Origin of the sequence: Sphingomonas guangdongensis (genome assembly GCF_900199185.1) — a bacterium.
GTDB lineage: Bacteria > Pseudomonadota > Alphaproteobacteria > Sphingomonadales > Sphingomonadaceae > Sphingomonas > Sphingomonas guangdongensis.
In genome coordinates this window covers 132,009-156,191 of record NZ_OBMI01000001.1, presented here as the reverse complement: position 1 = coordinate 156,191, position 24,183 = coordinate 132,009, and the positions used below count along the sequence as shown (strand labels likewise).

At 69.9% G+C, this 24,183-nt stretch carries 24 protein-coding genes; 11 read left to right on the top strand and 13 right to left on the bottom strand.

Annotated elements, in window-relative coordinates:
- Positions 1-23 precede the first annotated feature (23 nt).
- Both CRO12_RS00790 and CRO12_RS00785 read right to left on the bottom strand, forming a co-directional pair.
- On the bottom strand, positions 24-1,226 hold the full coding sequence (locus CRO12_RS00790; protein WP_245858092.1) for a mechanosensitive ion channel family protein: 1,203 nt from the start codon (positions 1,224-1,226) through the stop codon (positions 24-26).
- Between the two features lie 127 nt (positions 1,227-1,353).
- A complete protein-coding gene (locus CRO12_RS00785; protein WP_097062143.1) occupies positions 1,354-2,361 on the bottom strand; it encodes a DNA topoisomerase IB in 1,008 nt (335 codons plus the stop codon).
- A gap of 111 nt (positions 2,362-2,472) precedes the next feature.
- Between CRO12_RS00785 and CRO12_RS00780 the strand changes: the two genes are divergently transcribed.
- Positions 2,473-3,018, top strand: a complete 546-nt coding sequence (locus CRO12_RS00780) for a type 1 glutamine amidotransferase domain-containing protein (RefSeq protein ID WP_097062142.1) — start codon at positions 2,473-2,475, stop codon at positions 3,016-3,018.
- A gap of 151 nt (positions 3,019-3,169) precedes the next feature.
- Here CRO12_RS00780 and CRO12_RS00775 read toward each other — a convergent pair whose 3' ends face one another.
- On the bottom strand, positions 3,170-4,234 hold the full coding sequence (locus CRO12_RS00775; RefSeq protein ID WP_097062141.1) for an acyltransferase family protein: 1,065 nt from the start codon (positions 4,232-4,234) through the stop codon (positions 3,170-3,172).
- An 89-nt stretch (positions 4,235-4,323) separates the two neighbouring features.
- On the opposite strand from CRO12_RS00775, the gene CRO12_RS00770 reads away from it, so the two are divergent.
- Positions 4,324-5,259, top strand: a complete 936-nt coding sequence (locus tag CRO12_RS00770) for a right-handed parallel beta-helix repeat-containing protein (protein WP_218838836.1) — start codon at positions 4,324-4,326, stop codon at positions 5,257-5,259.
- 2 nt (positions 5,260-5,261) lie between these two features.
- Here CRO12_RS00770 and CRO12_RS00765 read toward each other — a convergent pair whose 3' ends face one another.
- From CRO12_RS00765 to CRO12_RS17825, 3 genes are read right to left on the bottom strand one after another with little or no spacing between them, the layout of a single operon-like run.
- Positions 5,262-6,983: an asparagine synthetase B family protein gene (locus tag CRO12_RS00765; protein WP_097062140.1), complete on the bottom strand. Its 1,722-nt coding sequence runs from the start codon at positions 6,981-6,983 to the stop codon at positions 5,262-5,264.
- Positions 6,984-6,986: 3 nt separating this feature from the next.
- On the bottom strand, positions 6,987-8,345 hold the full coding sequence (locus CRO12_RS00760; RefSeq protein ID WP_097062139.1) for a putative O-glycosylation ligase, exosortase A system-associated: 1,359 nt from the start codon (positions 8,343-8,345) through the stop codon (positions 6,987-6,989).
- Entirely contained in the window at positions 8,338-8,484 is a 147-nt protein-coding gene (locus CRO12_RS17825) for a hypothetical protein (protein WP_179640783.1), read from the bottom strand. The genes CRO12_RS00760 and CRO12_RS17825 overlap by 8 nt, the downstream gene beginning before the upstream one ends.
- Before the next feature lie 173 nt (positions 8,485-8,657).
- On the opposite strand from CRO12_RS17825, the gene CRO12_RS00755 reads away from it, so the two are divergent.
- Entirely contained in the window at positions 8,658-9,356 is a 699-nt protein-coding gene (locus tag CRO12_RS00755; RefSeq protein WP_097062138.1) for an SDR family NAD(P)-dependent oxidoreductase, read from the top strand.
- A complete protein-coding gene (locus CRO12_RS00750) occupies positions 9,346-10,371 on the top strand; it encodes a 50S ribosomal protein L11 methyltransferase (protein WP_097062137.1) in 1,026 nt (341 codons plus the stop codon). The genes CRO12_RS00755 and CRO12_RS00750 overlap by 11 nt, the downstream gene beginning before the upstream one ends.
- A 15-nt stretch (positions 10,372-10,386) precedes the next feature.
- On the opposite strand, the gene phhA is transcribed toward CRO12_RS00750, so the two are convergent.
- The gene (phhA, locus tag CRO12_RS00745) at positions 10,387-11,283 is read right to left on the bottom strand and encodes a phenylalanine 4-monooxygenase (protein WP_097062136.1); all 897 of its coding nucleotides are present in this window, start codon (positions 11,281-11,283) and stop codon (positions 10,387-10,389) included.
- A gap of 25 nt (positions 11,284-11,308) precedes the next feature.
- Between phhA and CRO12_RS00740 the strand changes: the two genes are divergently transcribed.
- Entirely contained in the window at positions 11,309-11,950 is a 642-nt protein-coding gene (locus CRO12_RS00740; RefSeq protein ID WP_245858090.1) for a TIGR02117 family protein, read from the top strand.
- A complete protein-coding gene (locus CRO12_RS00735; RefSeq protein WP_245858088.1) occupies positions 11,938-12,645 on the top strand; it encodes an alpha/beta fold hydrolase in 708 nt (235 codons plus the stop codon). Before CRO12_RS00740 ends, CRO12_RS00735 begins: the two co-directional genes overlap by 13 nt.
- Here CRO12_RS00735 and CRO12_RS00730 read toward each other — a convergent pair.
- Entirely contained in the window at positions 12,618-12,896 is a 279-nt protein-coding gene (locus CRO12_RS00730) for a hypothetical protein (RefSeq protein WP_097062135.1), read from the bottom strand. The two genes, CRO12_RS00735 and CRO12_RS00730, sit on opposite strands and share 28 nt — an antisense overlap.
- 11 nt (positions 12,897-12,907) lie before the next feature.
- Positions 12,908-13,927: a glycerophosphodiester phosphodiesterase gene (locus CRO12_RS00725; protein WP_097062134.1), complete on the bottom strand. Its 1,020-nt coding sequence runs from the start codon at positions 13,925-13,927 to the stop codon at positions 12,908-12,910.
- A 71-nt stretch (positions 13,928-13,998) separates the two neighbouring features.
- Here CRO12_RS00725 and CRO12_RS00720 point away from each other — a divergent pair, with 71 nt between their 5' ends.
- The 5 genes from CRO12_RS00720 to CRO12_RS00700 all read left to right on the top strand — a co-directional run bounded on the left by CRO12_RS00720 (position 13,999) and on the right by CRO12_RS00700 (position 19,330).
- Positions 13,999-14,499 (top strand): 2Fe-2S iron-sulfur cluster-binding protein, encoded by a 501-nt coding sequence (locus CRO12_RS00720; protein ID WP_097062133.1) that lies wholly within the window; start codon positions 13,999-14,001, stop codon positions 14,497-14,499.
- On the top strand, positions 14,496-15,479 hold the full coding sequence (locus CRO12_RS00715) for an FAD binding domain-containing protein (protein ID WP_097062132.1): 984 nt from the start codon (positions 14,496-14,498) through the stop codon (positions 15,477-15,479). The genes CRO12_RS00720 and CRO12_RS00715 overlap by 4 nt, the downstream gene beginning before the upstream one ends.
- Positions 15,476-17,704, top strand: coding sequence for a xanthine dehydrogenase family protein molybdopterin-binding subunit (locus tag CRO12_RS00710; RefSeq protein ID WP_097062131.1), 2,229 nt, complete (start codon positions 15,476-15,478; stop codon positions 17,702-17,704). The genes CRO12_RS00715 and CRO12_RS00710 overlap by 4 nt, the downstream gene beginning before the upstream one ends.
- 98 nt (positions 17,705-17,802) lie before the next feature.
- Positions 17,803-18,726 (top strand): XdhC family protein, encoded by a 924-nt coding sequence (locus CRO12_RS00705; RefSeq protein WP_097062130.1) that lies wholly within the window; start codon positions 17,803-17,805, stop codon positions 18,724-18,726.
- Positions 18,713-19,330, top strand: a complete 618-nt coding sequence (locus tag CRO12_RS00700) for a nucleotidyltransferase family protein (protein WP_097062129.1) — start codon at positions 18,713-18,715, stop codon at positions 19,328-19,330. The genes CRO12_RS00705 and CRO12_RS00700 overlap by 14 nt, the downstream gene beginning before the upstream one ends.
- Here CRO12_RS00700 and CRO12_RS00695 read toward each other — a convergent pair.
- Genes CRO12_RS00695 through CRO12_RS00680 form a run of 4 tightly spaced genes read right to left on the bottom strand, consistent with a single transcriptional unit; the run spans position 19,299 to position 24,133 of the window.
- A complete protein-coding gene (locus tag CRO12_RS00695; protein WP_097062128.1) occupies positions 19,299-20,504 on the bottom strand; it encodes an ABC transporter permease in 1,206 nt (401 codons plus the stop codon). The genes CRO12_RS00700 and CRO12_RS00695 overlap by 32 nt on opposite strands.
- A 47-nt stretch (positions 20,505-20,551) precedes the next feature.
- On the bottom strand, positions 20,552-21,208 hold the full coding sequence (locus tag CRO12_RS00690; protein ID WP_097063248.1) for an ABC transporter ATP-binding protein: 657 nt from the start codon (positions 21,206-21,208) through the stop codon (positions 20,552-20,554).
- A gap of 55 nt (positions 21,209-21,263) precedes the next feature.
- The gene (locus tag CRO12_RS00685; protein ID WP_097062127.1) at positions 21,264-22,661 is read right to left on the bottom strand and encodes an efflux RND transporter periplasmic adaptor subunit; all 1,398 of its coding nucleotides are present in this window, start codon (positions 22,659-22,661) and stop codon (positions 21,264-21,266) included.
- Positions 22,661-24,133, bottom strand: coding sequence for an efflux transporter outer membrane subunit (locus tag CRO12_RS00680; RefSeq protein WP_097062126.1), 1,473 nt, complete (start codon positions 24,131-24,133; stop codon positions 22,661-22,663). Before CRO12_RS00680 ends, CRO12_RS00685 begins: the two co-directional genes overlap by 1 nt.
- Positions 24,134-24,183 lie beyond the last annotated feature (50 nt).

Here is a 24,183-nt window from a genome sequence, read left to right as displayed (position 1 = left end):
CACCAAAAGCGGACATTGTACTGCTAGCTGTCCTGTAATTTCGCGTCGCCAAGGCCCGCCTGCCGCGCCACCTCATGCACCGGCTGCACCTCCGCGTATGGCATGACGAGGTGCCCGTCGGGCGCAGCCGTGTAGGTGGTCTGCGTGGGATACGGGATCACGATCCCCTCTGCCGCGAAGCGCTCGACAATGCCGATCATGATCGCGTCGCGCGCCTTGTGCGCAGCGGGCCAGTCATCGCCGGGGACGTCGAACCACAGGAAGAAGTCGATCGAGCTCGCCCCGAAGCTCTCGAAGCTCGCGCGCGCGACCGTGGCACCAGCCACCTCGACGATGCCGGTCAGCATGTCCGGCATGGCGCGCAGCTTGTCGGGCGGGGTCTCGTACGCCACGCCGATCACCAGCTTGATGCGGGTGTGTTCCTTGTCGGAGGTGTTCTGGATTTCCTTGTCGAGCAGGTTCTTGTTGGCGATGATCCGCTTCTCGCCGTCGAACGAGCGGATGCGGGTCGACTTCAGCCCGATCTCTTCGATGACGCCGCTCGTCTGGTCGTAGCTGATCTTGTCGCCCTTGCGGAACGGCCGGTCGAAGATGATCGCGAGGGCGGCGAACAGGTCGGCGAAGATACCCTGCGCCGCCAGGCCGATCGCGATGCCGCCGACGCCCAGACCCGCGACTAGGCCGGTCACGTTGACACCCAGATTGTCGAGCACGACGATGAACGCGATCGCGAACAGCGCAAAGGTGACGAGCAGGCGGATGAGCCCGAACGCGCTGCCGAGTGCGGCGTGCTCCGATCCGGCGGTGCGATGCTCAACGAACCCGAGGATCAGCTCGCGCGCCCAGATCGCCGCCTGGAAGACGGCGGCGACCGTGAACAGGAAGACGATGGTGGTCGCGACCGCGGGCGGCGGGACGGCGTAACCGGACACGAGCCGCGCCGCGACCATGACGATGAAGAAACTGTGCGTCCGCGCCGCCGCACGGCCGACGATCCGCCCCCAGCCGCCCAGGAATTGCGGGCGGTCGCACAGCTTCTCCGCGTAGCGCCGCAGCGTCATCAGCCCGATGACGATCACCGCGGCGATGCCGGCCGCGATCAGGATCTGGAGCCAGTGCGCCTGGAGCCACGACACGCTGTCGCGGGTGAGCGCGGTCACATGCGCCGCAATGTCGTCACCGGTGATCAGGCGGGCGGGGGCGGCGGTGTTGGTGGTGTTGCTCAAACAGACTTCCAAACGGCTTTACTCTTGCGTCACCCCGGACTTGATCCGGAGTTCCGCTTCTTTCCAAGACTGGCAGAAAGCGGGACCCCGGCTCAAGGCCGGGGTGACGAAGGGGGGCCGGAAGCGGCTAGGCCGCCAGCGCCTGTGCCCCGCTGCCGCCGTCGAGCCAGGCGAGCAGCCCGCGCTCGTAGCGGGTGAGGTAGGGCAGGCTGCGAGGCAGCTTGACGGCGCGCAGCTGCGCTTGGTCGCCCGTCTTCACCAGCTCGATCAGGCTCGGGTGGACATAGCTCTTGCGCGCGATCGCGGGCGTGTTGCCGAGCGCCGCGACGACCGGCTCGAGCAGCGTCTTGAGCCCGATGTCGTGTTCGGCGCACACGATCGTCTCGAACGCGATCACGCTCGCGCCCCAAGTGCGGAAATGCTTGGCGGTGTAATCGTCCTTCATCGCCGCCTTGATGTACTCGTTGACGTCGCTGGAGGTGACCGGGTGCGTCTCACCCGCCTTGTCGACCCAGCGGAACAGGTGCTGGCCGGGCAGGTCGTTGACGCGTTTGACGAAGCGGCTGAGCGACTTGTCGGTGATGGTCAGCTGGCGCAGCTTGCCCGACTTGGCCTTGAATTGGAGCCGGAGCGTCGATCCCTTCAGCTCGGCGTGGCGCTTTCTGAGCGTGGTCGCGCCGAAGCTCTTGTTGGCCTGGGCGTAGGCCTCGTTGCCGACGCGGACACGCGCGATGTCGAGCAGGCGGACGACAGCGGCGACGGCGCGCGCCCTGCTGAGCCCGGGATGGCGCAGGTCCTTTTCCACCTGCTTGCGCAGGAGCGGCAGCTTGGCGCCGAAGCCGGAGCAGCCCTCGTATTTCGCGGCCTCCTGCGCGGCGCGGAACTCGGTGTGGTAGCGGTACTGCTTGCGCCCCTTCTCGTCCCAGCCGACCGCCTGAATGTGGCCGTTCGGGTCGGGGCAGAACCAGGCGTCGCGGTAGGCAGGAGGCAGGCCGATCGCGTTCAGCCGATCGATCTCGTCGCGTTCGGTAATGCGTTCGCCGGCCGCGTCGAAGTACCCCCATTTGTCCCGGATCTTGCGTCGGGTGATCCCGGGTTCGCTGCCATCCGAATAGACTATGTTCGCCACCGCGATCCTCTCGTCGTCATACCGCTAGCAATGCTCCGCTTATCGATCCGTTCCGGAACGCCCCGCCGACCCCGGGGGTTGTGACCGGCGAACCCCTCACCTTTCGGAGTACCGGCCATGCCCGACCTCAAGGATACGCACGTCCTGATCCTCGCCACCGACGGCTTTGAACAGTCGGAGCTGTTCCAGCCGCGCCAAGCGCTGATTGATGCGGGCGCGCAGGTGACGCTCGCCAGCCTCAAGACCGATCCGATCCAGGGCATGGAAAAGGACGAGAAGGGCGACACGATCACGCCCGACCTGACCGTCGATGAGGTGGCGAGCGCCGACTACGACGCGCTGCTGCTGCCGGGCGGGGTCGCCAACCCCGACACGCTGCGCACCAACGACCGCGCGGTCGAGATCGCGGGCGAGTTCATGGACGACGGGAAGATCGTCGCCGCTATCTGCCACGGGCCGTGGCTGCTGGCGGAGGCGGACGTGGTTGACGGCCGCACGCTGACATCGTGGCCATCGATCCGCACCGACCTTGCCAACGCCGGGGCCGAGGTGGTCGATGAGGAGGTTGTGGTCGACGGCAACCTGATCACCAGCCGCAAGCCCGACGACATCCCCGCCTTCAACCGCGCGATCATCGAGGCGCTGGCAAGCGTCGACGCCTGAGGTCGGCCGTGCTCCCGCCGGCGCGGGAGCACGGCTCTCTCCCGTCCGTCCTGAGTAGCGACTGAGCGTAGGCGAAGGCGCGTATCGAAGGGCTGTCGCGGGCTACAAGCGCGCTTCGATACGAGCCTTCGATACGCTGCTCCGCAGCTACTCAGTCTCTACTCAGCGCGAACGGTTTAAGTGGACGTAGGCGCCACCCGTTCACCAACCGCTGCGCCGGCCGCTCGACCAGATGGTACAGCGCCACCGAGCTCGCCAGCACCGCTAGCAAATAGCTCGCTATCACAGCCGCCGGCACAGCGCGCGGGTTTGTGACGAACGCCAGCTTCCACGCGAACCACAGGAGGTAGTGGGAGAGGTAGGTCGCGTAACTGACCTCCCCGAGATAATGGAGCGGCCGCCACCCGAGCGGGTTGCGGGCATCGCCGGCGAGCGCCAGCCCGAGCAGGAGGGCGGCAAGGGCGGGGGGCACGCGGAGTGGCTCCGGGAGCGGGCTGGTCAGCAGTGCGGCCGCGATGACGGCCATGCCGATCGCCAGCCCGGGCCGATCACGCCATCGCCACCACAGCGCACCAATCGCCCCGCCCGCGCTGAACTCCACCAGGCACCGCACCAGGCCGAGTCTCGGTACATCGGCGCCAAGGCTGGTCGCGCCGGCCGCCGCGAACACGCTGGCGAGCAGCAGGAACAGCGCCCCCACCGCCGCCACGATCACCGCGCTCGGCAGCGTGCGCCAGTCGATCGCGTGCACCAGCAGCGGGAACAGCAGGTAGGCCGCCCACTCCACGCTGATCGACCAGGCCGGGTGATTCCAGCTGAGCGCCGCCGTCCATCCCCAGTTCTGCAGCAGCAGCAGGTGCAAGGGAAACTCTTCGACCGGGAAGGCACGGGGATCGTGCCGGCCGGTCATCGCGAGCCCGGCGACCAGCGCGGCGGCACCCGCCAGGATCACCGCGTGGAGCGGCCAGATGCGCGCGATCCGCTTCTGGAGAAAGGCCGGGACCGCCGCCCAGCCGCCCTCTCGCAATCGCCCGTCCCAGGCGAGCCAGATCACGAAGCCGGACAGCAGAAAGAAGAAGTCGACCGCGAGGTAGCCGTGCGCGATCACCGCTTTCGCCCGGTGTGGCAGCTCGGGCAACGCCAGGCGGATGTGGAACAGCACGACCAACCACGCGGCCACGCCGCGCGCGCCGGTGAGCGAACGGAGCTCCGCCACCTGTCTCACTTCGGGCCGACCTTCGCGGGTGCGGGGGCGGGTCGCGCTCTGATATGAGAAGGGTGCCTCACCTCACAGGATGCCCGCGCATGTACCGCCTCGCCGCCGCCTCGCTTGCCCTGCTCGCCATTGCCAGCCCGGCGAACCCGCAGCGCCGCGCGCCACCGTTCACGGTGGTGGAGACGGGACAGGCGTACGGCCGGCTCGACCAGGCGGTGGCGGCGATCGGCAGCGGGCGGGGGACGATCCGGATCGCGCCCGGGCGGTATCGCGACTGCGCAGTGCAGGAGGCCGGGCGCATCACCTTCGTCGCGGCGGAGGCCGGCACCGCGATCTTCGACCGTGCGGTGTGCGAGGACAAGGCGACGCTGGTGCTGCGCGGTGCCGGCGCGCGGGTCGACGGCCTCGTCTTCATGAACAATCTGGTGAGCGACGGGAATGGTGCTGGCATCCGGATCGAGAAGGGCAATCTGGAGGTCGCGAACGCCATGTTCCTCGACAACCAGTGTGGCATCCTCTCCGCCAGCGATCCGAACGGCGTCATCACCGTCGATCGCTCGACCTTTGCCGGGCTCGGCAAGGACCCGACCGGCGAGGGCGCGCACGGCATCTACATCGGCGACTATGGCACGCTGAAGGTCACCCGCTCGCGCTTCGAGCGCGGCACCGGCGGGCACTACCTCAAGAGCCGCGCACCCCGCGTCGAGATCATCGACAACAGCTTCGACGACAGCCAGGGCAGCCACACCAACTACATGATCGACCTGTCGAACGGTGCAAGCGGCCGGATCGCCGGCAACAGCTTCGTGCAGGGGCCGAACAAGGACAATTACTCGACCATGATCAGCGTCGCGCCGGAGGGGCAGGACAACTCGTCCGCCGGCCTGGTAGTGGAGAACAATCGCGCGTGGCTGGCGCCCGCGTTCAAGCACAGCACCACCTTGGTCGGGAACTGGTCGCACGACCGCGTGACGGTGCGCAACAACCAGCTGCCGCCCCGCATCACGCCGCTCGCCGCGCGCTGAGATCACGCGGCGAGCCTCCCCCCGAGCTGCGCGGCGAGGTACTCCAGGCAGGCGATCCGGCGCAGCAGCCCGGCATCGGTGATGCGATCGACATGGAAGAAGCGGCGCATCGCCGGAAAGTCTAGGTCGATGACGCGGCCGAGGTAGTCGGGTGTCAGCTCGCCGCCGTGCTCGTCGCCCATCGGCCCGAGCCGCCGCTGAATCGCGTAGCTGCGCTGGCGCAGCGCCAGCGGGCGGGCGCGCGACTGCCACTCGCCAAGACGGCGGCGAAGCGTCGGTGCTTGCGCGAAGTGGTGACCATAGGCGGACGGCTGGCGCGCGAGCGCGGGATCGAGCGCGTCGATCAGCATCGCCTCGAACCGGCCGGCGCGCTTCAGCGCCATCGGCAGCGTCAGCGCATCGGCAACGAGGCGGTGGTCGAGGAACGGGACCAGATAGGCGCCCGCCGCTCCCTCCAGCGCGATTTCGCGCCCGAACAGCGCCCGGCAGCGGACGCGCGGGTAGATCTGCTCGATCTCCGTGCGGGTGAGCGGCGTCACATCGCCGGGTCGGTCCAGCGCCGCAGCGATCTTGCCGGCGATCGCGGCGATGAACCGATGCGGCTCGAACAACCCGGTCGCATCGCCGGTCGTGAAGCGCGCAAAGAAGGTGCGCGCGACCGCATCGGCGGTCAGCGGGCGATCGAGCAGGTAGAAGAAGTCGCGGTAGATCTCGCCCGCGCCGCCCGACACCGCCAGCGCCCCGCCCGCGTGGCGGCGATGGTAGGCCGCCAGGTGCCCACCATTGTCGAAGATGTTGCCGAACGTCGGATAGCCGTCGAAGCGGCGGAAGTTCTCCGCGACCTGCGCGGCGAACGCGTCGGGCGCGATCGGCGCCGCTTCCTTGTTGATCCACTCAACGGCGAAGCCGAGTGCCTCGCCCGCCGCACGGGCGATCCGCACATCGTCCAGCCCGGGCGGTCCGTAGACGTACACCTGCGGTCGGCGGCCACTCGCGCGCAGGGCAGCGAGGACCAGCCGGGAATCGAGCCCGCCCGAGAGCGGGCAGTGGATCCGATCATCGAACGCATCGGCGACGCCGCCCACCACGCGCAGCAGCAGGTCGCGCTGGCGTGCCACGCGGTCGGCCAGCGGCTCCTCGCTCGGTCCGGTAGGGAGCGGCCGCGGCTGTCGGTCGACGCTCGCGCCATCGGCTCCCAGCGTGACGATCGAGCCGGGTGAGAGCGTCTTCACCTCGGAGAAGAGCGTGTCGTCGCCGATCGGAACGACGTTGAAGGCAAACTCGTACACCGCCTGCGCGTCGAAGGTGACACGCGGCTGCGCCTCCATCGTTGCGAGCAGCGAGGTCGAGAAGCAGCGTCCGTCCCGGTCATGGTGGAGCGGAAAGGTCGCGAGATAATCGGTGAACAGCGTCGTCCGCCCGGCCCGGTGGACGACGGCGGCGAATTGCCCACCGATCCGGTCCCACTCAAGTGCCGCCATGTCGAGTAGCGCGGCGAGCGCGGGCACGCCGATCCGGTCGTCGACGGTGAGCGTGCCCGCGACCGCCACCCAGTCGGCGCCGCGCCGCAGCAGCGTGTCCGGCCCGCCGTGAACGGGCGCAACATGGAGCAGGCGCCAGCCCGGCACCGCCAGCTCGGTCGGCGCGGCAAATCCCTGCGCGGCGAACCGCGCGCGCGCGGCCGTCACGTCGGTATCCGCGCGGGTGAGGAAGAGGCCGGCCACGCGTCAGGCGGGGAGCGGGCGGGGCGGCGCGCGGAACGGCTTCGCCCCGGCCCGCGCGCGCTGACCCGCTAGGTAGGTGTCGAGCCCGATCTGCGCCCCGACGATCAGGTAGATGAAGGGGTTGAGCGCGATCCCGACGAAGGCGGCACCGAGCAGGTAGATCAGGTGCCCGTGCTGCAGCGCGCTGGCGAGCGGGGCGATCCACGCCTGGTCGCCGTCGGCCTTGCGGTAGCGGCGGCGCAGCACCTCCATCCGGAACAGCCCGCCGAGATGGACGCCGAGCCACAGCAGGAACCCGGGCCAGCCCTGCTCGCCCAGCATCTCGAAATAAGCGCTGTGATAGGCGCGCGCCTTGTCGACCTCCAGTTCGCGGGCGACGGTCGCCTGGCCGTCGGCGCCCTTCTCCACCTTCACCTTGTCGTAGCGAATGTTGTTCTGGAGATAGGCGTCGAACCCGCCGCCGAGCGGATGGTCCTTCACATAGTCCCACGTCCACTGCCACACGGCGAGCCGGGTCGAGGCGGACGCATCGGCCTGGTAAGTCTTGATGGTGCTCATGCGGTCGGTGAAGGTCGACGGCAGGAACGGCACCGCGATCACCGCCAGCAGGGCCGCACCGCCCAGATAGAGGAATCGCCGCCTGGCATCGCGCAGCAGCAGGACGAACAACAGGGCGATGCAGAGCAGCCCCGTCCGCGCCGACGTGCCCACGGGGATCAGCAGGCAGGCGAACAGCAGCGCGTAGCCGAACAGCCGCACCCGCCAGTCGGGCGGGAAGACGGTGCCATGCTTCATCAACCACAGGATCACCGGGATCAGCGCGATCGCCGCCATGGAGATGGTCGAGCCCTCGTACAGCCCGCTGTTGTTGGCGACCATCAGGTTGAGCTGGCCGTAGCCGCCGCCCCCGGTTGCCAGCGTCTTGATCCCGCCGACGATGATGATGGAGGCGGTCGCCAGCACGACGAACAGCAGCAGCGCCTCTATGCGGAGCCGCGTGCGGAGCGTCAGCGGCAGGAAGATCGCGAAGGCGAGCGATTTCCACACCCACTCCCACTTGAACGCGGCCTCGACCGGGAAGTCGGCATTGAGCGTCGTGTACCAGCAGTAGCCGAGCAGCAGGAACAGCAGCCCCTGGCGCGGCGCGATCCGCAGGTCACGCTTGTCGTCGGCGGCAAGCCAGCCGAGGATCGCGAGGCCCGAGGCGATCATGGAGATCGGCACCGCGTTCAGCAGGTAGTAGGTCAGTCGCTGGGGCGAGACGAGGTCGATGTAGACGTACGCCAGCACGAACAGGAACGGGCGCCGGAAGCCGAGCGCGAAGAATAGCCCGAGATAGGCGACGAAGACGAGATCACGCATCGCGCCGCCCCCACTTGCCCCGGCGCGACGCGCCCGCGTCGGGCGCGTCCTCCCGGTCGAGATCGGGGCGGCGCAGCAGCCGCCACGCGGCGAGCAGCATCAGCCCGTGGGTCAGCGCGAGCGAGAAATTGTCGATCATCGGAGACGGGGCTCGGCCATGCTGCCGGTGGCTTAGCGCGCGAGCGTTGAGGCGGCGTTAAGCCTCGCCTAGCGCTTCAGGTCCGTCACCCCAGCGAAAGCTGGGGTCGCTTGCGGTGCGCTCTTCATCTCCCCTCCCTTTCAGGAAGGGGAGCTTTCGCCTATCGCCCATCCATGACCAAGATCCTCGTCACCGGCGCCAGCCGCGGCATCGGTGCCGCCATCATGACCGCGCTGGGATCTGCCGACGTCATGGCGCTCGGCCAGTCCACGCGCGGCGCGCTTGCGGCCGACTTCGCCGATCCGGCGGCCCCGCGCGACCTGTGGGCGCAAGCGCTCGACGTGTTCGACGGCCGGGTCGACGTGCTCGTCAACAACGCGGGCGTGTTCGAGGCGACGCCGCTCGACCTGGACGACGACGCCTGGGTCGCCGGGTGGGAGCGGACGATGCGGGTCAACCTGACCGCGTCCGCCGAGCTCTGCCGCCTGGCCGTGCGCCACTGGCAGGAACGGTGCTCGGGCGGGCGGATCGTCAACGTCGCGAGCCGCGCCGCCTACCGCGGCGATTCGCCCGCGCACTGGCACTACGCCGCGTCCAAGGCGGGGATGGTCGCGATGACCAAGACGATCGCGCGCGGCTATGCGGCGGAGGGTATCCTCGCGTTCGCGGTGTGCCCCGGCTTCACCATGACCGGCATGGCCGAGGAGTATCTGGCGAGCCGCGGCGGCGACAAGCTGCTCGCCGACATCCCGCTCGGCCGGGTCGCGATGCCGGCGGAGGTGGGCGAGATGGTGCGCTGGCTCGCGCTCGACGCGCCTGCGTCGATGACCGGCGCGGTGCTCGACGTGAACGGGGCAAGCTATGTCCGATAGCGATCGTAAGATCGCTGTTAGATTGGCCGGCGAGGCTGCGTTCGCAGCGTCGGCCGACGGCCCGGCGACGGCCGGGTCGGCGGTCGACTCGTGGAAGACCACGTTTCCCTGCACGCGCGCGGAGGCGGAGGCGATCGACGCGGCGAGCGATCTGGCGATCGACGCGGTGCTGATGACGACCGAGCTGGTCGAGGACGACCGCGAGGCGTGGCGGCTCGATGCGTACAGCGAGCACGAGCCCGACGCGGCGATGCTCGCCGCCCTGCGCGCGCTGGTACCGAGTGCCGGCGACGTCGCACCAGTGGTGGAGCCGCTGACGGCCGAGGACTGGGTGACGCTCAGCCAGGAGGGGCTCGAGCCGATCCGCGAAGGGCGCTTCGTGGTCCACACCAGCGCGCACCCGATCGACCCGCCGGCGGGTGGCCGGGCGTTCCTGATCGACGCGGGGCGCGCGTTCGGGACCGGGCATCATGCGACCACCAGCGGGTGTCTCGCAATGATCGACGGCCTGAGCGAGCGCGACTTCGCCAACGTCATCGATCTGGGGACGGGGACCGGGCTGCTCGCCTTTGCCGCGCGCGCGATCTGGCCGACGGCGCGGGTCGCCGCGACCGACATCGACCCGGCGGCGATCGAGGTCACGCGGGAGAACTCGGCGCGGAACGGGATCGCCGGGCTGGACCTGATCGTCGCCGATGGGGCGCTCCACGACGCGATCACCGCGGGAGCGCCCTACGACCTCGTCATTGCCAACATCCTCGCCGGCCCGCTGGTGTCGATGGCACCGGAAGTCGCGTCGATCGCCGCACCGGACGCAACGATCGTGCTCGCGGGCTTGCTGGATACGCAGCGCGGCGAGGTCGTGGCGGCCTTCGAGCGCTGCGGGTGCCGGCTGGAGAAGGTGGACCGGCGCGGCGACTGGACGATCCTGCGGCTCAGCGCCGGGGCGGAGCGGTATGTGCCGACGTCTCCGCCCGATCCGAAGGGGCGGGACGGGTGGGCGCTGGATCTATAGCGCCGTCATCCCCGCCTACGCGGGAATGACGTTCGTGAGTGAACCCGCCGCCTTCCCTCGCGCGTACGCCTGCGTGCCGCGCGTGATCACCCGGTCCTCCGGCAGCAGTGTCTCGACCGGGATCGCCGGCTCCCCGACGATCTCCGCGTAGAGCGGCGCGAAGTCGGTCTCCACCGTCTGGCGGAGCAGGTCGTCGAAGCTGTCGATCACGAAATAGGTCTGCTGGAAATCGTCGATCCGGTAATCGGTCTGCATGACCCGCTTCATGTCCAGCGCAATGCGATTGGGGCTGGGATCGTCGAGCGCGAAGCTGGTCTCCGAAAAGGAGGAGACGATCCCCGCGCCGTAGATGCGCAGCCCCTCCGGCTCGGCCACCAGCCCGAACTCGACCGTGTACCAGTAGAGCCGCGCCAGCTGCTTCAAGGCACCGAGCTCCAGTGCCCGCAGGCCCCCGCGGCCATAGGCGGCGAGATAGTCGGCGAAGACGGGGTCGGCGAGCATCGGCACGTGCCCGAACACGTCGTGAAAGACGTCCGGCTCCTGGAGGTAGTCGAGCTGATCCGGCCTGCGGATGAAGTTGCCGGCGACGAAGCGGCGATTGGCCATGTGGTCGAAGAAGACATCGTCGGGCACCAGTCCCGGCACCGCCACCACGCTCCAGCCGGTCAGGTCGGTGAGGCGGGCGGACAGCTCGGCGAAGTCGGGGATGCCAAGCTTGGACAGCTTCAGCACGTCGAGCCCGCGCAGGAACGCCTCCGACGCGCGGCCGGGGAGCAGTTTCGCCTGGCGCGCGAACAGGGTATCCCAGGTCGCATGCTCCTCGGGCGTGTAGCGTGACCAGTCCTGCGGGATCGTCCAGTCGGCGTTGGCGCCGGCGGGGGGAGCGTCGAGCACGTGGGAGTCGTCGGCCATGCGCCCAAGGTAGCGATCGTTGCCGGTGATACCATCCCCCCTGTGGCGCTGGGCGGTCGCGGCACCGATCGGCGCGCTGTACCTTTACGGCGCGGCGGGGCTGATCGGCGGTGCGATCCCGCGCAACGGCGCCTGGCAGCCGCCCGAACGCGGCGTGCGCGTCTACGTCGAGGACAACGGCATCCACACCGGCATCATCGTGCCTGCCGCCGGGTGGGAGGACCTGATCCGTCCGGCGGACTTCGGCGATCCGCGCTACGCCCGTCACGGCTGGCGCAGCATCGGCTGGGGCGACCGCGACTTCTACATCGGCACGCCGACCTGGTGGGACCTGAACCCGGTGGTTGTGCTGAAGGGCGCGGTGGGAAGCGGCGGCAGCGTGATGCACGTCGATGCGGTGCCCGAGCCGGTGGCGGGCCCTGGCGTGCGCGCGATCACGCTGCGGCCCGACGAATATGCGCGACTGACCGTCTTCATCCGCGCGAGCTTCGCGCCGGGTCCGCCGATCAAGGGCTATGGCAGCTGGGACGCCTTCTACCCCGCAACCGGCCGCTATAGCGCGCTGCGGACTTGCAACGCGTGGACCGGGGAGGCGCTCACGGCGGCGCGAGTGAAGATGGGCGCGTGGACGCCGTTTTCCGCCACCGTCATGTGGTGGCTGCCGTGAAGCCGCCGCCGCTCTCCCTGCTGCTAACCGAGTGGCCGCGCGCGGCGGGCACGGTGGCGCGGCTCGCGCGCGACTGGCGCGGCCTCGCCGACCAGCCGCGTGGCGACGGGCACCGGGTCATGGTGCTGCCCGGCCTGTTCAACTCGGACCGCTCGAATGTGGTACTTCGGCGGCACCTCGACCGGCTCGGCTATCGTGCGTTGGGGTGGGGGCTCGGGCGGAACCTGGGCGCGCGGACGATCGGCGCCGACGCGCGCCGGCTGATCGCGCGGATCGAGGCGGCGGCGGTCGATGGCCCCGTCACGCTGATCGGGGTCAGCCTCGGCGGGATCATGGCGCGGCTGGTCGCGCACCGCCGCCCCGAGCTGGTCCGCGGCGTGATCACGATCAGCTCGCCCTTTGCCGCCTCTCCACGCGCGACCCACGTTTGGCGCGCGTTCGAGTGGGTGACGGGCGAGCGGGTCGACGATCCGGTGATCGCCGCTCGGCTGGCCGAGGTAATGGCGCCGCTGCCGATGCCGGCGACCGCGATCTGGGGTCGCCATGACGGGCTGGTCGCGTCAACCGCCTGCCGCACGGACGCCTGCGACGCGCTGGAGGTGCCAAGCGGGCACCTGGGCGTGCAGCTTCACCCCGCTGTGCTGCGCGGGGTGGGGGAGATCCTCGCTCAGCGGCTCTCGTCGGAAGCGCGATAGCCGTCGTACTCGCCGCAGCCCTCCGGATCGCGACGGCAGCGCTTCTCCCAAGCGCGGCGCTCCTTGCCCTCGCGCGCCTCCGCCTTCCGCATCTTGCGGCCGTAGTTGCGGTCCGCCTCCTCCTGGCTGGTGGTCGCCCAGTCGGCCGCCTGGCCGACCGCGCGGACCGGCAGCGTGACCACGTCGACCGCCGCTTTCGCGAGACAGCCGCCGAGCAGGAAGGGAAGCGGCAGGAGGAGCAGGATACGCATCGAACAGGTCCTCAGCGCGGGCGAAACCGGTCGCGCGCGCGTGCCCCCTCTAACGGAAAGTCGGTGAAGAAGCCATCGACGCCGAGCGCCAGGTGGCGCGCGATCTCCTCCTCGACCCGCCCGTGCCTGCCCGGCTCGGATCCGGTGCGAAGCGAGGGCGGCTGGAACACGTTCTCCGCGCGGAACGTCCAGGGATGCACCTTCAACCCGGCGGCATGGGCGTCGGCGACGAGGGTGGAGGGCGCCGCATCGCCGTCGCGGATCATCGCCTTGGCCGGGCCGATCCCCCAGGCGTAGCGTGCGATCTCCTTCAGCCCCGCAGTTGTCGCCATTGCAGCGTAGCTCGGCGCGGCCCCATCGGCGGGCGCGCCGCCTGCGTCCAGCAGCTGGATCAGGCGGACCTTCGTCATGCCCTTGAGCGCCTGGAGGTTCTTTACCTCGAACGACTGGAGGAAGACCGGCGCGTCGGCCCGGTCCCAGCCCGCCTGCTTGAGCGCGGCGACCAGCGGCGCGTCGGTGCCGAGCCCGATCGCGGCGAAGTAGGTCGGGTGCTTGGTTTCCGGGTAGATGCCGACCCGGCGGCGCTTCGCGAGCGCGATCACCTCCGCGAAGGTCGGGATCTCGTAGCGGCCGTCGTACCTGGTGTTGGAGGAACGGAGTTGCGGCAGGCGCTCCTTCGCGCGCAGCGTCTTCAGCTCGGCGAGCGTGAAGTCCTCGGTGAACCAGCCGGTCACCTCCCGGCCGTCGATCGTCTTGGTGGTGCGCCGCGCGGCGAACTCCGCGTGCTTGGCGACGTCGGTCGTCTCGCCGATCTCGTTCTCGTGGCGCGCGACCAGCGCCCCGTCCTTGGTCGGCACCAGATCGGGCTCGATTACGTCGGCACCCTGATCGATCGCGAGCTCATAGGCCGCGAGCGTATGCTCGGGGCGATAGCCGCTGGCGCCGCGGTGCGCGATGACGATGGGGCGGTCCATCGCCGCTGCTTGCCCGGTCGCAGCTTGGAGCGCCAGGGCCAGGGCGAGCAGAATCATCGGTACGTTCCTAATAAGGATATAGAAGCGCGTCCGCGCGTTAGCCGCCCTGAACAGATGGGGCCAGTACCATGCACTTCCAGATCAACGGACAACACCACGAGGCTGACCCCGACATCCGCACCACCCTACTCGACCTGCTGCGCGAGCACCTGGGCCTGACGGGCAGCAAGAAGGGCTGCGACCACGGCCAGTGCGGCGCCTGCACGGTGCTGGTCAACGGCCGCCGGATCAACAGCTGCCTGGCGCTTGCGGTCATGCACCAGGACGACGAGATCACGACGATCGAGGGGCTGGGCACGCCCGATGAGCTCCACCCGCTCCAGGCCGCGTTCGTCCGCCACGACGGCTACCAGTGCGGTTACTGCACGCCCGGCCAGATCTGCTCGGCCAAGGGCATGATGGACGAGGTGGAGAAGGGCTGGCCGAGCTACGTCACGGCCGAGCTGGACGAGACGGGCGAACTGACCCGGGACGAGGTCAGCGAGCGGATGAGCGGCAACATCTGCCGCTGCGCCGCCTATCCGAACATCGTCGATGCGATCCAGGAAGTCTGGGAGGCACGGGCATGAAGAGCTTCGCCTTTGCGCAGGCCGACACGCCCGAGACCGCGGTCGCGGAGGGCGTCGCCGCCGGGCGTTTCATTGCGGGCGGCACCAACCTGATCGACCTGATGAAGCTGCAGGTCGAGACTCCCGCCAAGCTGGTCGACATCAGCCGGCTCGACCTGTCCGACATCGAGGAGAGCGAGGACGGCGGGCTGCTGATCGGGGCGCTCGTCCCCAACAGCGACCTGGCCGCCGACCCGCGGGTCCGGGAGCGCTATCCGGTGCTGTCGCGCGCACTGCTGGCGGGCGCCTCTGGGCAGCTTCGCAACAAGGCGACGACCGGCGGCAACCTGCTCCAGCGGACCCGCTGCTATTATTTCTACGATGTGGACGCGCGCTGCAACAAGCGGGTGCCCGGCTCGGGCTGCGACGGGCGCGAGGGCTTCAATCGCATCCTGGCGGTGCTCGGCACCTCGGAGGCATGCATCGCGACCCATCCGAGCGACATGGCGGTCGCGATGCGGGCGCTCGATGCGGTGGTGGTGACCCTGGGGCACGACGGCGACCGCCGCCGCATCCCGCTTTCCGACTTCTACCGCCTGCCCGGCGACACTCCGCATCTCGAGACGGTGCTGCGGCCGGGCGAGCTGATCACCCATGTCGCGCTGCCCGCACCGCCGGCGGGTCGGTCGACCTACCGCAAGGTGCGCGATCGCGCCTCCTACGCGTTCGCGCTCGTCTCCGTCGCCGCGACCGTCGCGATCGAGGACGGCCGGATCAGCGCGGCGCAGCTGGCGTTCGGCGGATTGGGCTCGCAGCCGTGGCGCGACCCGGCAGTCGAGGCGGCGCTGGTCGGCCATGCGCCCGGTGACGCCGCCTTCAACGCCGCGGCCGATGCGCTGCTCGCCGAGGCGAAGGGCTTCGGCCACAACGATTTCAAGATCCCGCTCGCCCGCCGCACGCTGATCGCGGTGCTGCGCGAGCTGACGGAGACCGAGGCATGAGCGAGGACACCAACACGCTGACGATGGACAAGCCGGTCGAGCAGAGCCTGCTCGACACGTCCGTCCAGGAACTCATCGGCAAGCCGCTCGACCGGATCGACGGTCCGGCGAAGGTTGCCGGCCGAGCGACCTATGCCGCCGAGTACGGCTTCGACAATCTCGCCTACGGCTTCCTGGTCCGGGCACCGTTCGGCTTCGGCGACGTGGACGGGCTCGACACGGAGGCGGCGCTCGCGCTGCCGGACGTCATCGATGTGGTGAGCGACGTCGAGACCTTTCTGCGCAACTCGCAGCAGGGCGGCGAGACCAAGGCGCCGACGCAGGGCGTCAGCCGCGTCGACTATTTCGGCCAGCCGCTCGCGCTGGTCGTGGCCGAGAGCTACGAGGCAGCACGCGACGCCGCGGCCGCGGTTCGCGTCCGCCACTCGGCAGGCGTCGGGGAGTGGGACTTCGACGGGCGGCTGGACGAGGCGACGACGCCGCCGCCGTCGCAGATCAAGCCCAAGACCGAGCAGGGCGATGTTGAGCAGGGGCTGACCGACGCGGCCTTCACGATCGACGCAACCTACGCGACGCCGAGTCAGAACAGCGCGGCGATGGAGCTGCACGGATCGATCGCGACATGGGACGCGGAGGGCAAGCTAACGCTCTACGGCGCGTTGCAAATGCCGGCGTCCGATCGGCTCCAGCTCGCCGATGCCTTGGGGTTGAAGGCCGATCAGGTGCGGATCGTCGCCAAGTACGTCGGCGGCGGGTTCGGCTCCAAGCTCGGTATCGCGCCGGAGTCCGTCGCCGCGGCGGTCGCGTCCAAGAAGCTTGGCCGTCCGGTCAAGGTGGTCATGACCCGCCATCAGGTGTTCGAGGCGACCGTGCGCCGGTCCAACACGCGCCAGCGCGTCCGGCTGGGCGCGGACGCCAACGGGCGCCTGACCACCGTCTCGCACGAGAACCACGTCAGCAACCTGCCCGATGAGGATTATTTCGAGCCGGTCGGGGTCAGCACCCACTTCCTCTACCCGGGCGAGAACCGCCGGGTGACCCACGAGCAGGTCGTGATGAACTGGACGCTCGCCGGGTCGATGCGGGCGCCGGGCGAGGCGGTCGGCATGTTCGCGATCGAGGGCGCTATGGACGAGCTTGCCGAGCAGATCGGCATCGATCCGGTCGAGCTGCGGCTGCGCAACGAGCCGGAGCAGGACCCGGAGAAGAAGGTCCCCTATTCATCACGCCATCTCAGCCAGTGCCTGCGCGAGGGCGCGGAGCGGTTCGGCTGGTCCGAGCGGTCCGCGACCCCGGCGACACGGCGCGAGGGCGAGTGGTTCGTCGGCATGGGAGTGGCGACCGCGACGCGCACCAACATGCTCCAGAAGTCGTCGGCGCGGATCACGTTGACGCCGAGCGGCACCGCGCTGGTCGAGACGGACATGACCGACATCGGCACCGGCACCTACACGATCCTGGCGCAGATCGCGGGCGAGCTGCTCGGGCTGCCGCTCGACAAGGTGGAGGTGCGGCTCGGCGACACCGATGCGCCGCCGGGCGCTGGGTCCGGTGGATCGTGGGGTGCCGGCTCCAGCGGCACCTCCGTCTACCTCGCCGCCGAGCAGCTCCGCACGCAGCTCGCCAAGGCGATGGACTGCGACGCGGAGGAGCTGACCCTCAAGGATGGTCAGGCGATCGCCCGCAACCACAGCCGGCCGCTCTCGGAGCTGGTCGGGACGGGAATGAGCGCGGTCGGCACGGTCAGGCCAGGCAAGGCCGAGAAGCAGAGCAACCAGGCGTCCTACGGCGCGCACTTCTGCGAGGTCAGGGTGAACGCGACCACCGGAGAGGTCCGCGTATCGCGCTGGCTGTCGACAGTCGCGGCCGGGCGCATCCTGAACGAGAAGACCGCGCGGTCGCAGGTAATCGGCGGCGTCACCTTCGGGATCGGCGCGGCACTGACGGAGGAGCTGGTCCACGACCCGCGCGACGGCCGCATCGTCAACAACGACCTGGCCGAATACCATGTGCCGGTAAACGCCGACATCCCGCCGCTGGAGGTCGTGTTTCTGCCCGAACGCGATCACTGGGCCAACCCGCTCCATGCCAAGGGGCTCGGCGAGCTCGGCATCTCGGGCGCGGGTGCGGCGGTTGCTGCGGCGATCTACAACGCGTGCGGGGTGCGCGTGCGCGACTTCCCGATCACGCTCGACAAGCTGCTGCCGGGGTTGCCGCCGGTGTGACCATATACGTCATCCCGGACCTGTTCCGGGATGACGATCGTATCGGGCGGGCAGCGCAGTCCTTCACGCCGCCACCCGCGCTACCTAGGTTAGCGCCCATGGCTGACAATGACAGCGTGCTCGCCGCGGCGCGGGCCTGGGCAGGGGAGCCGCTCGCGCTCGCGACCGTGGTCTCGACCTGGGGCTCGGCGCCGCGGCCCAAGGGCAGCCACATGCTGGTCCACGCCGATGGGCGGTTCGAGGGATCGGTGTCCGGCGGCTGCGTCGAAACCGACCTCCTCGAGACCGCGGCGCAGGTGATCGCGGGCGCGCCGTTCCAGGTGAAGCGCTACGGCGTCGCGGATGCCGCGGCGTGGGAGGTCGGGCTGCCGTGCGGGGGCGAGATCGCCGTCATGGTGCAGCCGGTGTCCGCCGACGGCTTCGATCCCGAGCTGTTCGATCGCATCGCCGAGGCGCGCGGCGAGGGAAGGGCGCTGACCGTCACCACCGATCTCGCGACCGGGCACAGCGACCTGCGTCCCGCAGAGACGGGCGAGCTGTTCCTCAACCGCTACGACCCGCCGCGCCGCCTGCTGATCGTGGGCGCGGTGCAGATCGCGCAGTCGCTCGCCGGGCTGGCCCGCACGATCGGCATCGAGACGGTCGTGATCGATCCGCGCGCGCGGTTCCTGACCGCCGAGCGCTTCCCCGGCACGGTGCTGGACGATCGCTGGCCGGACGAGGCGATCGCCGCTTATCGCCCCGGTCCGGCGACGGCGGTGGTGACGCTCAGCCACGATACCAAGATCGACGATCCGGCGCTGATCGCGGCGCTCGGCAGCGACGCCGCCTATGTCGGCGCGCTGGGCAGCCGGCGCAGCCACGCCGCACGCCTGGAGCGGCTGGCGGCGGCGGGACTCACGCCGGAGCAGCTGGCCAGGATCGACGGGCCGGTCGGGATCGACATCGGCGCGATCGGCCCGGCGGAGATCGCGCTGTCGATCGCGGCGGCGATGGTGGGAGCGTTTAATGATCTACGCTGAAGATGCGGTGCTGGTGCTGCTCGCGGCCGGGCTCTCCAGCCGCTTTCCGAGCGGCAACAAGCTGGAGGCGGAGTTCCTGGGCAAGCCGGTCGGCCTCCACGTCGCGACTGCGCTTGCGAGCGTGCCGTTCAAGGAGCGGCTGGTCGTGACCGACGGCTGCAAGCTGGTGTTCGACGGATACGACGTGGTCCACAACGACGTGCCGGCGGAAGGAATGGGGCGATCCGTTCGGTTGGGCGTCGCGCGCGCGAAGGAGCTGGGCGCGCGCGCGGTGGTGATCGCGCTCGCCGACATGCCGCGGGTGACCGCGGCGCACGTCTATCGCCTGCTCGACGCGGCGGTCGGCGACGATGCGGTGGTCGCGTCGAGCGACGGAGCGCAGCCCCGCCCGCCCGCCGTTTTCGGCGCGGCCCGCTTCGATTTCCTACTGACGCTCGAGGGGGAGGCGGGTGCGCGCGACCTGGTCCGCGCCGGCAAGCACGTCGTGACCGCGCCCGCCGAGCTGATCGACATCGATACGCCGGAGGATCTCGACCGGCTGATGGAGCTGGTGCGCGACCCCGCGCGCACCATCACTCGTGCCGAAGCGCGTCGATCGGATTGAGCGAGGCCGCGCGCCGCGCGGGGAAGTAGCCGAACACCACCCCGATCAGCCCGGAGATCGCAAAGGCGATGAGGTTGATCTGCGGATCGAACAGATAATCGACCTTGAGCGCGGGCGAGAGGCCGACCACCACCAATTGGGCGATCAGCAGCCCGATTAGCCCGCCGAGCATCGACAGCACGATCGCCTCCACCAGGAATTGCATCAGCACCTCGCGCGCGACTGCCCCGATCGCCAGGCGGATGCCGATCTCACGCGTCCGCTCCGTCACGCTCACCAGCATAATGTTCATGATGCCGATCCCGCCGACCACGAGGCTGATCGCGGCGACCGCCGTGACGACGCCGGTCAGCGCAGTGGTGATCCCGGTCAGCGTGTCGCTGATCTGCTTGGTGTCGAAGATGTTGAAGTCGTCGCTCTTGCCGCCGGTGATGTTGCGGCGCTCACGCAGCAGGTCCTCGATGCTCGCCTGCACGGTGGAGGTCGCGTACGCGCTGTCGACACCGACCAGCATCAGGCGGATGTCGCGGTTGCCGGAGAAGCGGCGCTGGACCGCCTTGATCGGCATGATGACCGTATCGTCCTGGTCGCCGAAGCCGCCTTGCCCGCGGGCGGTGAGCACGCCGATCACGTCGCAGGAGATGCCCGCGATCCGCATCCGCGTGCCGACCGCCTCGCCGCCGCGATAGAGGTTCTGGTAGACGGTGTTGCCGAGGATGCAGACGAGCTTGCCCGCGGCCTCCTCCGTCGGGGTGAAGTAGCGCCCGGACTGGAGCGGCCACGGCTGGACGTCGAGGAAAGAAAGCGTCGTGCCGTTGATCGTCGTCGACCAGTTCGACCCCTCGTAGATCGCGGTGCCGGTTGCCTGCGCCTGCGGGGCGACCGCCTTCACGCCCGCGACCTGGCGCGCGACCGCGTCGACGTCCGACTGCTTGAAGTCGGGCGGGCGCGGACCCCCACCGCCGCGGCCGAAGCCCTGGCCGGGGCGGATCTGGAGCACGTTGGTGCCGAGCGAGGCGACGCTCTGCTGCACGCTGACCGTGGTCGCCTTGCCGAGCGTGACCATAGCAACGACGGCCGCCACACCGATCACGATGCCGAGCGTGGTGAGGAACGAGCGCAGGAGGTGGCGCCGGATCGAGCGGATCGCGAGGATGAAGGTGGTGCCGAGCATCTAGCGGGCTTTCGCCTGCGCGCGCGCGCGGAGTGAGTCGGGCACCATCATGCCTCCACCTTCGCGCCCGACCGGTGCCCCTGATCGATCCGCTCAACCAGCCCGTCCTTGAAGTGGACGATCGTGCGGGCGAACGCCGCCATGTCGGGCTCGTGCGTCACCATTAGCACCGTGATATTCGAGTTGCGGTTGAGATCGGTCAGCAGCTCCATGATCTCCACCGAGCGTTCGGAATCGAGGTTGCCGGTCGGCTCGTCGGCCAGCAGCACGTCGGGATTGGTGACGATCGCGCGGGCGATCGCAACCCGCTGCTGCTGCCCGCCCGACAGTTCGGCGGGTGTGTGGTCCCACCAGTTGGCGAGGCCGACCTTGTCGAGTGCGGCCATGCCGAGGTCGCGGCGCGCCTTGCGGTCCTCACCCCGGTAGAGCAGCGGCAGCTCGACATTCTCGAGCGCGGTGGTGCGCGCGAGCAGGTTGAAGCCCTGGAACACGAAGCCGAGATAACGCCGCCGGACCAGCGCGCGCTGGTCGCGCGAGAGCAGCTCGATATGCTGCCCGCGGAAGGTGAAGCTGCCGCCCGAGGGCACGTCGAGGCAGCCGAGGATGTTCATCGTGGTCGACTTGCCCGATCCCGACGGGCCCATCACCGCGACGAAATCGCCCTCCGCGATGTCGAGGTCGACGCCCTTCAGCGCCTGGAACATCGTCGCGCCCGCGCCGTACACCTTGGTGACGCCGCGGAGCGAGATGATGGGCGGCCTACCGGCCACGCTGGCCGCCACCGCTGCCACCGCCACCGCCCTTGCGCTGGCCGCCGGCCGCGCCGCCACCGCCCGCGCCGTCGCTGGAGAGCTGACCGGTGATCACCTGCATGTTGGGTTTCAGGTCGCCGCCGGTCACCTCCGTCATGCTGCCGTCGCTGTTGCCGGTGACCACGGTGATCGCCCGCGGCGTGCCGTCGGCGTTCTTGACGTAGACGGTCTGGCGCGCGCCGCGGCCGGCGGTCACCTGCCGCTCGGTGTTGCCGCCGCGCCGCCGGGGCGGGCCGAACTGGAGCGGGCCGCCGGTGCCCTGCTGCGCGTTCGCCGCCTGCGGGCGGAAGCGGAGCGCGGCGTTGGGTACCATCAGCACATTCTTTCGCTCCGACGTGACGATGTCGGCTGTGGCGGTCATGCCGGGGCGCAGCTGGAGCGTCGGGTTGGCAACCGACAGGTCGGCGGCGTAGCTGACCACCTGCGCCGTGGTGGTCGCGCTCGTGCTCGTCGAGCTGGCGCTCGCCGACGCGACCGTCTGGTTGGAGCCGAGGTCGACGCGGGTGATCGCGGCGGGGAAGGTGCGCCCCGGAAAGGCGTCGACGGTGAAGGTCGCGCGCTGGCCGACCTTAACCTCTCCGACGTCCGCCTCGTCGATCGAAACCTCCAGCTTCATCTGGCTGAGGTCCTCCGCGATCACGAACAGTGTCGGCGTGTTGAAGGAGGCGGCGACGGTCTGGCCGGGATCGACCTGCCGCGCGAGCACCACGCCCGCCACCGGCGAGACGATGATCGCCCGCGCGCGCTGGGTCTGCGACTGGGCGAGCTGCGCGCGCGCGGCGGCGACGTTCGCCTGCGCCGCGCGCAGCGTCGCGGTCGCGCGCTGGGCATTGGCGCGCCCGGTCTGGAGCTCGGTATCGGACGGTACGCGCCCGCCCGACAGGCGCCGCACCTCCTCCAGCCGGCGGAGCTGCGCCTGCGCTTCGGCGACGGTCGCCTGCGCCTGCGCGACCTGCGCGTTCTGTGCGTTCACCTGCGCTTGGTTGGCGCGGATCTGGTCGTCGATCTGCTCCGGATCGATCAGCGCCAGCGGCTGGCCGGCGGTGACGCGGTCGTTGACGTCGACCACAACGCGAGTGACCAGGCCCGACAGCTGCGAACCGACCGTGACCTGGTTGGTCGGCGCGAGCTTGCCCGTCGCGGACACCGTCACGGTCAGGTCGCCGCGGCGCACCGGCGCGGTCGAATACTCGGGCGCCGCCTCGCCGGCGAAGCAGCTGCGCAACAGCAGCGCGAGCAGCACTACGCCGACGAGGACCGCCGCCCACTTGCCCCATCGCCGCCAGCGCGAGCGCGGCTTCGCACCTAAAAACTCGTCCAGTTCGGCAGGGGGTTTGGCGGCCATCATCGATCCTGCGACGTGGAGGAAGGGGAAGGAGCGGTCGGGACGGTGCTGCTGTCCCATCCGCCGCCGAGCGCGAGATAGAGTTGGACCAGCGCGGTCGACTGGTCGGCCTGCGCCTGGACCAGCCCGTTGCGGGCCGAGAGCAGCCCCGCCTCCGCCTGGGTCAGCGTCGTGAAGTCGGTGAGCCCCGTGCGGTACTGGCTGCGCGACAGGAGCGCGGTCGTTTCCGCCGCCTGGAGCGCGACCGCGAACTCGCGCGCGCGATCCTGCGCGGTGCGGTACGCGACCAGCGCGTTCTCCACATCCTCCAGCGCGAGGAGCACGGTGCCCTTGTAGGCGGCGAACGCGGCGTCGGTGGCGGCGCGGGCTGAGCGCACCTGCGAGCGCGCCCGCCCGCCGTCGAAGATCAGCTGCGTCAGTCCGGCAAAGACGCCGCCGATGATCGTGTCGAACAGGTCCGAGATCGCGGTCGCGTTCGCGCCGACATTGCCGCTGATCGCGAGCGCGGGATAGAGCTGCGCCTGCGCGATGCCGATCTGCGCGGTCGCGGCCGCCAGGCTCCGCTCGGCGGCGAGCACGTCCGGCCGCTGGCGCAGCACCTCCGCCGGAATGCCGACGCCGGCGAGCGGCGCGCCGGCGGGGATCGCCTGCGCCGCCGTCATCTCCGCCTTCAGCGCACCCGGTGCCTGACCGGTCAGCACGCCCAGGCGCGACACGGCGGCATTGTAGTTCGCCTCGATCGTCGGGACGGTTGCGGCGGTCTGCGCGCGCTGCAACCGCGCCTGTTCCTGGTCGAGCGAGGAGACCAGCCCGGCCTGGACGCGGAATCCCGCGATCTCCAGATTATCGTCCTGAAGCGCCAGGCTGGCGCGCGCATTGCCGAGCTGCGCCTGGGCGAGGCGGGCGAGCAGGTAGTTGCGCGCGATCTCCCCCTGGCTGGAGAGGATGACGGACGCGAGGTCGTAGCCCGACGCCTCGTACTGCGCGCGGCTTGATTCCACCGTGCGACGGATTTCGCCGAACAGGCCGACCTGGTAGCTGACGTCCGCGCCGATCTGGAAGCTGCTGCTGTTACCGCGCGCGATGTTGGTGACGGTGCCGTCTGGCAGCACGATCGTGCTGGTCCCGCCGATCACGTTGAAGTTGCGCGAGTAGCCGCCGGAGCCGCTGATGTTCGGCAGCAACTGCGCGCGCGACTGCACCAGCCCCTCGCGCGCCTGGCGCAGCCGGGCGACCGCCTGCGCGACGTCGAGGTTGGTATCGGCGGCGCTCGCGACCAGCCGCTGGAGCAGCGGATCGTTGAACCGCGTCCACCACTGCGTCAGGTTCTCGCGCGCCGCCGGGTTCGCCGTGACCGACCAGGCTGCCGGAACGCCCAGCTGCTCGGGCGTGCTCGGGCGATAGTCCGGACCGACCGTGCACCCGGCCAACAGGGACGCGCCGGTGAGCAGCGAGAGGAAGCGACGAGGCATGGCGCGTAGATGTGCCGGGCACATGGCCCCCCGTCCACCCGAAATGTGTC